The organism is Terasakiella brassicae, from assembly GCF_014641495.1.
Lineage (GTDB): Bacteria > Pseudomonadota > Alphaproteobacteria > Rhodospirillales > Terasakiellaceae > Terasakiella > Terasakiella brassicae.
Genome location: NZ_BMHV01000006.1, coordinates 14,716 through 26,876, shown reverse-complemented (window position 1 = coordinate 26,876; position 12,161 = coordinate 14,716). Strand labels below are relative to the sequence as shown.

Below are 12,161 nucleotides of genomic sequence, written 5' to 3'. Positions count from 1 at the left end.
AAAAACGTGCTGTTTATCGGTTCGTATATTATTCGAAAGAAATCCGATCAAAATATGAGGCAGGGTTTTCTTTTCAGTTAATTGTGCTAAAGTGAATTATGCAACAAAACGCTATAACTATAAGATTTTGTTGAATCTATCGTCCGTTCGCGAATAAGGCATAAGCACATGAAGTATAAAGAATGGTCTGATGAATTTGAGTTGGGAATTGGTGTGATTGATGAAGACCACCAGATGCTGTTTCGTACGATTCGTCAATTAGGGGAACAAATCGCCGGAAATCGCAATGTGGGTGTGATTGAAGCAACGATTAAATCATTGGGCCTTTATGTTGAAGAACATTTTGATCGTGAAGAACGTTTTATGGTGCGTGCGGGGTATCCGGATTTTGATGCCCATAAAAAAGAACATGATGATTTTCGCGATAGTGTGATTTCTTTGCATAATTTTCATGCCCGTTGTCCGCAAGATGTCGATGCAGAGAAAATCGTGACTTTTCTGGAAGGCTGGTTGTTGAACCATATTGCAAAGGTTGACCGGGCCTATGCCCCGTATTTGTTGGGTAAAAAGGAAGGTGATCCGGCCATTATGCAACGCCGCCAGCAAAATGCGGCGAAAAGTATGATCAACATTTCCTGCCCGGCGGATAAGGAAGAACAGGTTCGCCATTTTATCAGTTTGATCAGCGATGCGAGCGAAGAAGGCCAGTTGGTCGAAGCGGCTGTTGAAAAAATCACAGAGACGCAAATTAAACGACGGGAGGCCAAAGCCAAAAGCTTGTTTGGCCGTTAACCGTCTGTTTCCTTTATCTGTCTGATCTCAATGACCTTATTGCATTCCCAAGGCAGGGGCTTATAATAAGTTTATCGCTTATGTAAGGAATGCAAAAAATGGGACTGTTTGACTTTTTCGGCGGTGGTAAGAAAAGCGAAGCCAAAAGCGGTGTGCTTGAAGTCGCCTGGTCTAAAAATGCGGCGGGCAAGTTTCGCCGTCTCCCCTTTGTTGAATTGGCAAAAGAAAATGTATCCGGTGTTTCGGCAATCTATGTCATTTGGCATGGCGGGGTGAAACCGGGCTGGGTCTATGTCGGGATGGCGGAAGATCTGGCGATGGATATCACGGATGCCAAACAAAGTAGCGAGATTATGAGCTATGACATGCGCGGTGGCGTGTTTATCACATGGCAGACCTTTCCTGCAAAAATAGCACCGGGGGTTTTTGCTTTCTTAAGTGATGTTCTGCAACCGGAAGTCCGTAATCCTGAGGTTGATATGTATATGAACAAAGAACATGTCAAAGTCTTACCGCCGGGTTATACAAAAGAAAGCTTTAGTCGGCTTATTGGCTAGATCATAAGTATAATTTACATTTTTTATTTTTCCTTCAAGGTTGCGAAACTTATAAAAAGTCCCTTATATTTATAAAAACCTCGTTTAAGGGGTGAGGATTGGCGGGACATTGTACTTGGAATGACAATTGGGTAGGGCAACGGCTATGGGCGATAAAAATGATCTCACAAGGCGTCTTGAGTTTTTACGAATAGACGAAAATGTAAAAAAATCGATGTGGGATTTTTTTGCAACCATAAATGGCGATGTGCCAGCTATTGTAGAAAATTTTTATGCGCACTTGTCCGGGTTTCAAGAAACCCAGTCCATCATTGATAAACATTCCGATGTGCGCACCTTAACGGATGCGCAGCGCCAGCATTGGGAAAATATGTTCAGCGGGGATTATGCCGACGCTTATATGGAACGCGCGCTGACGGTCGGGCGCGTCCATGATGTGATCGGACTGGAACCGCGCTGGTATCTGGGCGGTTATTTCATGTTGATCGAACAGATGCTGCAAACTTACCTGCGCAAAAACGGTGTCAAAAATGCCAAGGTCATGGATGGTGTCGGGGCGATGTTACGCTCGGTCTGTCTGGATATTGATCTGGCTATGATGACTTATATTGAAAGCGGCGAGCTGCGTAAAATTCGTGAACAGCTTTTACAAATGTCCGATGAGATTCTAGATGAATCGGATCAAACGATTCAAAGTGTTTCGGATCAAACCGCCTTGATGCAGGAAAATGTCGATAATTTAAGTGAAGCGCAGATTGAATTGCAAAAACAGGTCGATTTTGCGACTGAATCTTTGAACCACACCTTAAATTCCATTCAAACGGTGGCTGCGGCGACAGAGGAACTGGATGCCTCGTCACAAAGTATTGCCGGGCAGGTGCAATCTTCTGAAGAGATTGCCCAAAATGCCATTGAACAATCGCGGCGGAGTCAGGAAACGGTCAATAGTCTGGAAACCAGTGCACAGGAAATCGCATCGGTTGTGGCCCTTGTGCAAAATATTGCCTCGCAAACCCGCTTGCTTGCCTTGAATGCAACGATTGAGGCTGCGCGCGCCGGTGAGGCCGGCAAAGGGTTTGCCGTTGTGGCACAGGAAGTCAAAAATCTGGCGGCGGAAACCGAAAAAGCCATTGATCAGGTCAATATGCAGTCCGGCCAAATTCGCGAAGCCACCGAACGCGCCGTCCACGAGATTGAAATCACCAACCAGTTGATCCAGAAAATGGGTGAAAGCGTTGGTCATATTTCCGAAGCGGTGGAACAACAAACTGCCGCAACAACCGAGATCAGCAGCAGCGCAACCAGTGCATCGGACAGCACGTCTCATGTGGATGAAAGCATGAAAGATGTGTCTGAACGCAACGTGTCGGCACAATCGGTGGCGCGCAAAGTTTCCAATATTTCACGCAATGTCATCCGGGATGTTTCGGGATTGCGCGGTGCGATGACCATGTTGCTGCGTACCTCTTATGCCGGGAACCGTCGTCATAGCGAGCGGGTACCCTTGGGCATGACAGTAACGTTGAAGCAAAATGGGACTGAATGTGTCGGAACGACAGCAGATTTAAGTCTGGGCGGGGTCTCGTTGCGCATTGATCATGCACAGGATCGTTTAAAAACGGGTGCGTGTCATATTGTCCTGGATAAACTCGGGGCATTCGACATGGATATTCGCCAGGTGGCGGATAATGTGGTGAATGCGGCATTCGGTGCGCATACAGATGGAGAAAAAGCAAGAATTGTTCAGCTGTTGGAAGAAACAAAGAACCATGACAAAACCTATATTGCATTGGTTCAAGAGGCGGCAAACCGAACGGAAGAAGCATTTGAAACAGCCCTGCGTAAAAACCAGATTGCTTTCGAAGATTTCTTCGATATTGATTACCAGCCGATTGCCAATACCAATCCCCGCCAAATGTTGACAAAATTCACGGCAATTACGGATGAATATCTGCCCGATATTCAGGAAGATATCGTTCAACGCGCCCCCAACATTGTTTTTTGTGCAGCGGTCGATCGTGCCGCCTATTTGCCGACCCACAATAAGGTCTATATGAAAGAACAAAGCGATGATCCGGTCTGGAACGATGCCAACTGCCGCAACCGTCGTATTTTTGCCGATCCGGCGGGCCTGCGCGCAGCCCGCAATACTCAGCCCGTTCTGGTGCAGGCCTATGACCGCAAAGTCGGGGATCAGGTGGTCTTGTTAAAAGAGGTCGATGCCCCGGTCTACATCCGTGGACGCCATTGGGGCAATGTGCGCATGGCGTATAAATTCTAGTAATCGGTGACCTGCCGCTATTACGGCCATGTCACTGATTATTATGGATTTACAACTTTATTCACTTTTTGTTCTTTTGAGCCTTGATCTTTTACTGAAGCTTGCTAAATGGAACATTAGTCAACAGTAGAAATGTGTCTAGACGAATGCTGTTCGTGGTTAGGATAACCCAAAGCGGCCCTTTCTTTTTTTGAAAAGAAGGGCCGCTTTTTTTTATGGAGTATTACTCATGAGACAATTTGGCTCAAACCCCGCAGATGCGCATCTGCGGAAATTAATGGAAGACCCGCATTATTGGAGAGACCGTGACCCGGCATATGTTGCGATGATCCAGCAGGGCTTCAAAGACCTATATGACAATCCTTCACCTCAAGCGCGCGCAGCCGAGGGTGAAGCTGCAAATGAAATGGGGCTGAATGGCTCTCGTCATGTTCAAGATAGTGTGGTGGCTCATGTTGCTCCTGGGGAGATTGTAATTCCCTTGAGTATGCAAACACCAGAATTGATGCGATATCTTTCTGATAAAATGGGCCAAAATCTAGAAAAATACACAGTGGGTTCAGGTTATGAGCAAAGAAACCCAACGAGTGGCCTACCTGCATTTGCAGATCGACCATTGTGGGAAGTTAAAGCTGAAATCACTAGAACTTTGAATGCGATAGTGGAAAAGAAACTGAAGCTTCAGCAAGAAACTGATCCAAATCAACGTCGGGCCATTGAGTGGAATATTTATCAGTTAGAGCAACATCTAGAAGAGCTTTATGCAGAGGAAGAAAGGATCGAGAGAAATAGTCCAGAAATTTAAGGGCTTCTAAACTTATCTTTAATTGCTGAAGCCTTTGACTAAGGTTTCAGCTCTTTTTTTAATTTTTGAAAGTTGATCTGAGGAAAAGTTATTTGCAAGTTTTGTTTTTTTATCAAGGTAGCTGACCGGACGACCAAAATTTATTACTGAGTTAAATTGATCAACATAATGCCAAAATAAAACTGCTTCCTTCGTAAGGCCAACATGTTGGTTATGTTTTTTATAAAGTCTTTTAATACCAAAAATCGCGGTACTACCGCCATTTTGAGCGTCCTTTAGATACAGGTCTAAGATTTCTTTGTAGTCGGGATTTGAGAAGTATTTCTCCTTCATTTCTCCCAACGCAGTATAGCCAGCTGTTTCTCCCTGACTGATAGCCTTTTGGAAATATTGTTCAGCTTTTGCTAAATCCTGTTCCACGCCCCAACCGTTTTGATAAATATGACCTATGCGGACATAGGCGTAAGCATTGCCATAAGAGGCAGCAGCTTCGAAATAACGTTTCGCAAGTAGATTACCAGCTTTACTGTGCCCGTCACCTAAATAAAGGTGCGCTAAATTTGAAAACGCTTTAGTGTAACCAGCATTAACGGCTTTTTGTAAGTATATCTGAGCGAGAACAGGCTTGTCTCGGTTTGTAAGCTCACTGCCAACAAACCAACCGTTGAAAGGATTTGCTTCAATAGAAATGTCGAGCCATTCTAGTGCTTGGGTTCGGTCTGAATATTTTTCACCCGAAACTTCCTGATCAAAGAGAACGGAATAACCAATCAGATATTGCGCATCTTCTGATCCCTCTTCAGCCAGTTTGATAAAGTCATTTAGAGTGACTTCTTGAGAGGTCTCCTGTGAAGCACCGTAGGCCGTATTTGAAAAGTGCAAAAAGCATAAAGTCAGCAATAAACAAATAAATCGTTCCATCTCTCGTATCCTCAATTTAGGTGTCTGAAACAACTATGGATAGGTTTGAGAGATAATTCAGCAACTATTGTGAAAAGGGGCGTATTTTTTTAGGAAAAATTCAATGGTGAAATCGTGACGGGAAATCGGTGACATGGCCGTAATAGCGGCAGGTCACGCTCCCGAGTTCTCCCGAGTTCCGGGGTCAGCTACGAAATTATCTTTCTTGATTGCGCAACTTAATTAGGTGGCTGACCCCGGAATTTGTTATGGGTCTTTCGATGGAAATTGAACCATTTCTACATTACGTCCAGAAAATTGATCGGTGTTGGCAAGTTTTTTCCATGTTGAAATAATGTCATCGCAATCTCCAATCAATTGCACTTTCCCGATGCACTCAGATTCTTCTTCGTTGAATGGTGCGATTAAGCCGTTATAAGCATCTGCGTCTCCAACGATAACGTAATTAAACACTTTTCGGTTCTGGTCGTTCAATGTCAAAAATTTGCCAGTGAAGGGGAGCGTTGCTGAAGGTTTTATGCCGACGCGATATACATTTGGCAATACCAACTCATAATGTGGCATTTCGCCAATGGGTCTATGAAACCAAAGATGATTTGGAGCTATGAGTTCGCAGTCTACCCAAAACCAAAGCGTCTGGCTTAGTTCAGTCGGCTGTTTTGTTGGTACTGTGATGAAAGTTCCATAGGCGGGAGCGTTTGGTGCATTGGTGGGAAGAAAACCTGCAATTCCTTCACCCGACATTGCAATACTCATTAAATCCATTTCATTGTTGATGGTCCCAAGGCTAGTGAAATAACCATACTCAATGTTTTGTAGGACAGGGTTGCCCTGAATGTTGGTCTTCGAACCCCAAATTTCCTTAGAGGTTGTTATGCCTTTTTTTCCAGCATCATTTGTATGGTGGTAAAGTTTAAGAAGAAACTTTTGGTCTTTTAATTTCCAGACACCTGTTGGCGTTACATTCTGATGCCCTTCAGATATGGCATAGGCACATTTGTAAACGAGAGAGCCGTCTGAACACCGCTTCGTCAGACCTTCTGAGAAGAATATGATGCGGAATACCGTGTCATTAGGAAAGGCTATGTGGATCGTACAGAAACCAGTGTCCTCATCTAAGAAAAAAATTTGGTTAGGGTAGAAGAATTGAGGAACGAAAAAATGTTTGGTAACGCCGTTGGCAAAAAGGATATCTGGTTGGATAACCGATTTTCCAGCCATATGGATCATGCGGCATTTTAGATAGCCGTGCTTAAATGGAAGCTCTTTGAAAAGAGCCTTAAAAGTAACTTTTTCATCCATGAAAATATCCTCTGTGGCATTGTTATTCCTGTGAAATCAATATAATAATATAAAATTGTAGATGGAGTAACTTTTTATCTTAAAGTTGTTTTGTTGTTTTGTTGTTTTTCGTGATGGGAGTGTATGATGACTGAAATGAGTTCCGAGCAAGTGAGTTCCGAGGTCAGCCTCGAAATTATATTGCTGTTTTCATCATCTGTCCCTTTTCCAATCGCCTTTAAAACTAAAAAGCCCCCGATCCTTCCCTAACCCACCCTATGATGGACAAAAAATTAAAAGCGGTGCGGTTTGGGCGTTGGGGGGAAGAGCTGGCGGTTTGGACTTTGCGTTTGAAAGGATATCGGATCCTTGCGCGCAATCTGCGCACACGCGCCGGGGAAATTGATATTGTCGCGCTAAAGGGGCGGACCCTTTGTTTTATCGAAGTAAAATCGCGCCCCAGCCTTGATCTGGCCTTGCAGGCTTTTTCCCTTGCCCAACAAAAACGTCTGATTGTCGCAGCCGAGGCTTTTCTTTCTGCAAATCAGCGTTATGCTAATAGCGATATTCGGTTTGATTTTATGGCAATTTCACCCCATAGATTGCCCAGACATTTGAAAAACGCATGGTACGACGAAAGATGATCACCCGGTTTGCTTTTTTAAGCTTGAGCTGCCTTATCCTCATAGCCTGCACACCCTTGGGGGTTTTAACCACTGTTGGCACGACAGCGGGCACCTACGCGATGGAAGAACGCGGGCTGGAAGGCGCCGCAAACGATTTGGGGTTAAAAGCCGACATCGTCGGGACATGGGCGCAGGAAAAATTGTCTTATGCCTCTGACTTATCGGTGATTGTCTATAATTCCAAAGCGATGGTCATAGGCGCGGTTGAAAGCGAAGAAGAACGCGCCAAGGCCATTGCCCTTGTCTGGAAAGTGGACGGCATTAAAGATGTCTATAACGATATTGTCTTAAAAAGCGAAACCGGTATTGAAGATTTCACCCACGATACCCTGATCAACACACGTTTATTTGCCGCCCTGACCTTTGACGGGCAGATCATGGACATCAATTATAAATATGATGCCGAAGGCGGGACGGTTTATGTCATCGGTCTCGCCCAAAGTCATGGCGAATTGCGTCGATTTATTGCCCACGCCAAATCCATCCCCTATGTGCGCAAAGTGGTATCCCACGTTGAGGTCAAAGAACGCAAATCCATGTATCGTCCGAAAAAAGAAAGAGTCCTGAGCGACGCATCATGACACTCCCCGGTGAAATCCAGCGCGGCTTTCAGTCCCTTGCCCAACAGGATGAAGAAACCTTCAATCTGTGTGAAGCCGGTCTTTTGGTGGGCAAGGTTCTCAAACCATCCCTTGAGCTGAACCGTTACCGCGATGAAATTGATCGCCTGTCACAAGACCTCAACACACGGTTTCAAGGCTTGTGCCTGCATAACGATCCCTTACAAGCCAAAGTCGAGACCCTGCAAACTCTGTTCTGCAAGGAAAAAGGATTTCAGGGGGATGAAGACGCGTACGACGATCTTGATCATATGAATATGGCTTGCCTGCTGGATGAAAAATACGGCACAGCCCTGTGTCTCAGTATGTTGTTCATCCATTGTACGCGCCAATGCGGTTGGGCGGTGTTCGGGCTGAACTTCCCCGGTTATAACCTGATTTGTATTGAACATGGGGCAAAACGCGCCATTCTCGATCCCTTTCAAGGCTGCATCGAACTGGATGCTTATACACTACGCCAAATGATCAAAGTTCTCGGCGGTGCCGAAGCGGAATTGCAACCGCTATTCTACGATATGCTGCCAAGCAAAACACTGTTTATCCGCCATCTGGGGGCAATTAAGGCGCATTTCTTGCGCTGTGATCAAGTGTCTCAAGCCCTTGAGATACTGGAAATCTGTCATATTCTGGAACCATCATCGCCGGCCTTTTGGCGTGACAGCGGCCTGTTGCATGCCCGTATCGGTCAATTATCCGAGGCGATCCAAGCCTTGAAAACGGCCCTGAAATATACAACGGATATCGATGCCATTCGTCATACCGAACGTATCCTGAGCGATTTACAAAACAAGACGCAAAGTTAGCCCCGACAGACTTCACAACTTTTTTTATCATCAACAACTGGCACCGCCTTATAAGTTGGTCTATATCTGATTTCATATCATTTTAAGGTGAGGAAAACATATGTCCCTGCGCGTTGCCATCCAAATGGACCCGATCGAAACCATCGACATCAATGGGGATTCGACTTTCGTGATGGGACTTGAAGCCCAAAAACGCGGCCATACGCTTTTCCATTACCACCCCAAAGATTTAACCATGCTGGATGGTCGTGTGGTGGCTTATGCCCGGCCCATGACGTTGAAACGCGAACATGGCAATCATTTTGAATTGGGCGAGGCAAGTTGGATCGACCTGCAAGATGATGTTGATGTCATCTTGATGCGTCAGGACCCACCGTTTGATATGGCCTATATTACCGCCACACATTTGCTGGAACACATCCATCCCCAGACATTGGTCGTCAACAACCCGGCGGAAGTGCGCAACGCACCGGAAAAACTGTTCGTCACCAAGTTCCCCGACCTGATGCCGCCGACCCTGATTACCAGCAACAAAGAACAAATCGAACGTTTTCGCGACAAACATAAAGACATCATCGTCAAACCCCTGTTTGGCAATGGCGGTGCCGGGGTTTTCCATATCAAACCGGGGGATGAAAACCTCAATTCCCTGATTGAAATGTTTAGCGAACTTTACCGCGAACCGATCATGGTTCAAGCCTACTTGCCCGATGTGCGCAAAGGCGACAAACGCATTATCCTGATCGATGGAGTGGCAGCCGGGGCCGTCAACCGCATTCCGGCAGAAGGCGAAGCGCGCTCCAACATGCATGTCGGCGGACAGGCCGCAAAATCCGAGCTAACCGCGCGAGAACGCGAAATTTGCGAACGCATCGGCCCGGAACTGAAGGCACGCGGCATGATTTTTGTCGGCATTGATGTTATCGGCGATTATCTGACTGAAATTAACGTCACGTCACCCACTGGCCTGCAAGAAATCAATCGTTTTGATGGATCCTGTCTGGAAAGCCAGATTTGGGATGCCATTGAAACTCATACAGCCTCTTAATTGTTCTAAAGCCCCCCCCAATGACCTATCACGCCGGTTTTACCACACTGCGCGCAAGCGACCGGGACGGTACCGTTCCCTGTGCCTTGTGGTATCCCACCGAAACACCCGCCCAAAATTTGCGCCAAGGTGTTTACAATTTTCATGTTGCCAAAAACGGTGATATCGCACCGGGGTGTTTCCCCCTTGTCGTCATGTCGCATGGGTCCGGCGGGACACGTTTCGGACATTGCAAAACGGCGGAGTTTCTGGCCGAGCACGGCTATATTGTGCTGGCCCCGGAACATCCGCATAATAATTTTTTCGATGACAGCGCAGTGGGCTCAGCCCGGTCCTACAGTGGACGTTCACGCCATTTGAAATCGGCACTGGATATGGTGCTCGCAGATAATAAATGGGGTCCGGTTATTGATCCGCAAAAAATCGCCGTTTTCGGCTTCTCCCTTGGTGGGTTTACCGCCCTGACCTGTGTTGGGGCCACCCCTTATGTAAAAGGATTGGCCCGACATATCCGCATGAACCGGGAATTCGACCCCATTTTCAGTGGATATGAAGTCATTGTGCGGGACGGCTTTGATGAAGATTACCTGCCTGTGACCTATGATCCACGCTACAAGGCCTGCATTGCCCTCGCCCCGGTTAGTGGCGGTTTGTTCCCACCTGCCAGCCTGCAAAATATTAAGGTTCCTGTGCAAATCTTTCGCGCAGAACACGACATGATTTTACGTCATCCGTTTCATAGTACGGAAATCCGCGAGAACCTGCCTAACGGATGCGATTACCACATCACCAAAAAGGCCGGGCATTTTTCCTATCTGTCACCGGTGCGCGAAGACGTGAAATCCCAGCTCGGCGAGCTTGCAAACGACAATCCCGGCTTTGATCGACAAACCGCACATGACAAAATTCATGTCTTAATTGTCGATTTCCTCAACAAAGCCCTTTCCTGAGGACGATGATCGGGCTACATAAAACAATCAACCCTCGAATCGATATAAAGAACACGATAGAGTCCCATGATTTCCGCCTTCACAAAATCTTTCGCACAGCTACCCGATCCCACGTTTCGAAAAGTCATTTTTCTGGGCGTTCTCGGTGCTTTGGTCACGTTCTTATTGCTTTTCAGCGCGGTAACAGGCTTTTTATTTGAAAGTGTACTGGTCAATATCCCGTGGATGGATACCGCAATTGACTGGCTGGGTTCCATTGCAACCATTGCCGTTGTCTGGTTGCTTTTTCCTGCTGTGGCTTCTGTCATTATCGGTTTTCTATTGGAAGACATTGCCGAAGCAGTTGAAAAGAAACATTATCCCGGCCTGTCCCTTGCCAATTCTATCCCCTGGGGGGAAACACTGGTTGAAGCCATTAAGTTTGCTGGCGTGATGTTGTTGCTCAATATTCTTGCGTTGCCGATTTATTTGCTGTTTCCGGCTGTCAACCTGCTGGTCTTTTATTCCCTTAACGGCTATTTAATAAGTCGAGAGTATTTTGAATTGGTTGGCCAGCGCCGTGTCGGCGTCAAGAAAGCCAAAGCCTTGCGCAAAGCCTATCAGGGACGATTGCTGATTGCGGGCGCATTGACTGCTTTCTTGTTGACGATTCCTCTGGTAAACCTATTGGCACCCGTGGTTGGCACAGCCGCTATGGTCCATCTTTTCCATCGCTGGCGACAGGAGCCGAAATTCCTGATGCTGGAACAGAGTTCTTAAGGAGTATGTGTGAGCATGTTTGGGCGTAATAAAAACGGCGACAAAGCATCCACCGAAACAAAAACTGAGCAACCGGCTGCACAGACGAATAACGAAGACAAAGTCGAGCAGTTGCCGCCTTTGAAGCCGTTTTCGTCAAAAGGTACACATACCCCGGCCCCGCCAAGTAAACCGGCTGTACCCAATGCGGCCTCTTCCGGGTCTTCCCCCGGTTATCGCCCCGATATTGCGGCGCGCCGTTTAATGGATATTCCCGGTGCGACACCGCGCCGTGGCGACCAACGCAACTATCAAGACCCGCGCACGTTGACCGTGGGCCGTGAAATCTCGCTCAGTGGGGAAATCACCGCTTGCGAAACATTGGTTGTTGAAGGCAACGTGGATGCCAAAATCACCGATGCGCGTGTGCTGGATGTCTCGTCCCACGGGGTTTATACCGGCAGTGCCCATGTGGAAGAAGCCTATATCTCCGGCGTGTTTGATGGCGAGCTTTATGCTTACAAAACCCTGACGGTGCGCAGTGGCGGCCGTGTTAAAGGCAATGTGCGCTATGGTCGGATCGTCATCGAAGAAGGCGGCGAAATTTCCGGTTCTATGGCGACACTCAGCCCCGATGAAATCGCGGCAGCGCGTAACGATGACAGTAAAACCTGATTTA

The 12,161-nt window shown here is 46.8% G+C and carries 13 protein-coding genes; 11 read left to right on the top strand and 2 right to left on the bottom strand.

All coding sequences use genetic code 11. The features are described from left to right. The first annotated feature begins 168 nt into the window (after positions 1-168). The 4 genes from IEW74_RS05320 (at position 169) to IEW74_RS05305 (ending at position 4,435) form a co-directional block, all read left to right on the top strand. Positions 169-792: a bacteriohemerythrin gene (locus tag IEW74_RS05320; RefSeq protein ID WP_188662455.1), complete on the top strand. Its 624-nt coding sequence runs from the start codon at positions 169-171 to the stop codon at positions 790-792. Positions 793-890: 98 nt separating this feature from the next. Then, entirely contained in the window at positions 891-1,349 is a 459-nt protein-coding gene (locus IEW74_RS05315) for a hypothetical protein (protein WP_188662453.1), read from the top strand. 145 nt (positions 1,350-1,494) lie between these two features. Continuing rightward, the gene (locus IEW74_RS05310) at positions 1,495-3,630 is read left to right on the top strand and encodes a protoglobin domain-containing protein (protein WP_188662451.1); all 2,136 of its coding nucleotides are present in this window, start codon (positions 1,495-1,497) and stop codon (positions 3,628-3,630) included. A gap of 229 nt (positions 3,631-3,859) precedes the next feature. Continuing rightward, a complete protein-coding gene (locus IEW74_RS05305; RefSeq protein ID WP_188662440.1) occupies positions 3,860-4,435 on the top strand; it encodes a hypothetical protein in 576 nt (191 codons plus the stop codon). Between the two features lie 18 nt (positions 4,436-4,453). On the opposite strand, the gene IEW74_RS05300 is transcribed toward IEW74_RS05305, so the two are convergent. Together IEW74_RS05300 and IEW74_RS05295 are read right to left on the bottom strand one after the other, a co-directional pair. Further along, positions 4,454-5,356 carry a tetratricopeptide repeat protein gene (locus IEW74_RS05300; protein ID WP_188662438.1) on the bottom strand — a complete coding sequence of 301 codons (903 nt, stop codon included), beginning with the start codon at positions 5,354-5,356 and terminating at the stop codon, positions 4,454-4,456. 246 nt (positions 5,357-5,602) lie between these two features. Beyond that, positions 5,603-6,658: a hypothetical protein gene (locus tag IEW74_RS05295; protein WP_188662436.1), complete on the bottom strand. Its 1,056-nt coding sequence runs from the start codon at positions 6,656-6,658 to the stop codon at positions 5,603-5,605. 257 nt (positions 6,659-6,915) lie between these two features. Between IEW74_RS05295 and IEW74_RS05290 the strand changes: the two genes are divergently transcribed. The 7 genes from IEW74_RS05290 to IEW74_RS05260 all read left to right on the top strand — a co-directional run bounded on the left by IEW74_RS05290 (position 6,916) and on the right by IEW74_RS05260 (position 12,157). Beyond that, on the top strand, positions 6,916-7,281 hold the full coding sequence (locus tag IEW74_RS05290) for a YraN family protein (RefSeq protein ID WP_188662434.1): 366 nt from the start codon (positions 6,916-6,918) through the stop codon (positions 7,279-7,281). Next, positions 7,263-7,904: a BON domain-containing protein gene (locus IEW74_RS05285; protein WP_188662432.1), complete on the top strand. Its 642-nt coding sequence runs from the start codon at positions 7,263-7,265 to the stop codon at positions 7,902-7,904. Before IEW74_RS05290 ends, IEW74_RS05285 begins: the two co-directional genes overlap by 19 nt. Further along, complete coding sequence (locus IEW74_RS05280; protein WP_188662431.1) at positions 7,901-8,746, top strand: transglutaminase family protein; 846 nt, start codon at positions 7,901-7,903, stop codon at positions 8,744-8,746. The genes IEW74_RS05285 and IEW74_RS05280 overlap by 4 nt, the downstream gene beginning before the upstream one ends. A 100-nt stretch (positions 8,747-8,846) precedes the next feature. After that, positions 8,847-9,794 carry a glutathione synthase gene (gene gshB / locus IEW74_RS05275; protein WP_188662429.1) on the top strand — a complete coding sequence of 316 codons (948 nt, stop codon included), beginning with the start codon at positions 8,847-8,849 and terminating at the stop codon, positions 9,792-9,794. A 20-nt stretch (positions 9,795-9,814) separates the two neighbouring features. Then, positions 9,815-10,744 (top strand): alpha/beta hydrolase family protein, encoded by a 930-nt coding sequence (locus tag IEW74_RS05270; protein ID WP_188662427.1) that lies wholly within the window; start codon positions 9,815-9,817, stop codon positions 10,742-10,744. 66 nt (positions 10,745-10,810) lie between these two features. Then, positions 10,811-11,503, top strand: a complete 693-nt coding sequence (locus tag IEW74_RS05265; RefSeq protein ID WP_188662425.1) for an EI24 domain-containing protein — start codon at positions 10,811-10,813, stop codon at positions 11,501-11,503. A 15-nt stretch (positions 11,504-11,518) separates the two neighbouring features. After that, positions 11,519-12,157, top strand: coding sequence for a bactofilin family protein (locus tag IEW74_RS05260; RefSeq protein ID WP_188662423.1), 639 nt, complete (start codon positions 11,519-11,521; stop codon positions 12,155-12,157). Positions 12,158-12,161 lie beyond the last annotated feature (4 nt).

Bases quoted from the DNA above. Each gene is read 5' to 3' on its own strand.
- IEW74_RS05270 (WP_188662427.1), top strand. From the start codon at position 9,815: ATGACCTATCACGCCGGTTTTACCACACTGCGCGCAAGCGACCGGGAC.
- IEW74_RS05260 (WP_188662423.1), top strand. From the start codon at position 11,519: ATGTTTGGGCGTAATAAAAACGGCGACAAAGCATCCACCGAAACAAAA.
- IEW74_RS05315 (WP_188662453.1), top strand. From the start codon at position 891: ATGGGACTGTTTGACTTTTTCGGCGGTGGTAAGAAAAGCGAAGCCAAA.
- IEW74_RS05310 (WP_188662451.1), top strand. From the start codon at position 1,495: ATGGGCGATAAAAATGATCTCACAAGGCGTCTTGAGTTTTTACGAATA.
- IEW74_RS05285 (WP_188662432.1), top strand. From the start codon at position 7,263: ATGGTACGACGAAAGATGATCACCCGGTTTGCTTTTTTAAGCTTGAGC.
- IEW74_RS05300 (WP_188662438.1), bottom strand. From the start codon at position 5,356: ATGGAACGATTTATTTGTTTATTGCTGACTTTATGCTTTTTGCACTTT.
- IEW74_RS05295 (WP_188662436.1), bottom strand. From the start codon at position 6,658: ATGGATGAAAAAGTTACTTTTAAGGCTCTTTTCAAAGAGCTTCCATTT.
- IEW74_RS05265 (WP_188662425.1), top strand. From the start codon at position 10,811: ATGATTTCCGCCTTCACAAAATCTTTCGCACAGCTACCCGATCCCACG.
- IEW74_RS05290 (WP_188662434.1), top strand. From the start codon at position 6,916: ATGATGGACAAAAAATTAAAAGCGGTGCGGTTTGGGCGTTGGGGGGAA.
- IEW74_RS05280 (WP_188662431.1), top strand. From the start codon at position 7,901: ATGACACTCCCCGGTGAAATCCAGCGCGGCTTTCAGTCCCTTGCCCAA.
- IEW74_RS05320 (WP_188662455.1), top strand. From the start codon at position 169: ATGAAGTATAAAGAATGGTCTGATGAATTTGAGTTGGGAATTGGTGTG.
- IEW74_RS05305 (WP_188662440.1), top strand. From the start codon at position 3,860: ATGAGACAATTTGGCTCAAACCCCGCAGATGCGCATCTGCGGAAATTA.
- gshB (WP_188662429.1), top strand. From the start codon at position 8,847: ATGTCCCTGCGCGTTGCCATCCAAATGGACCCGATCGAAACCATCGAC.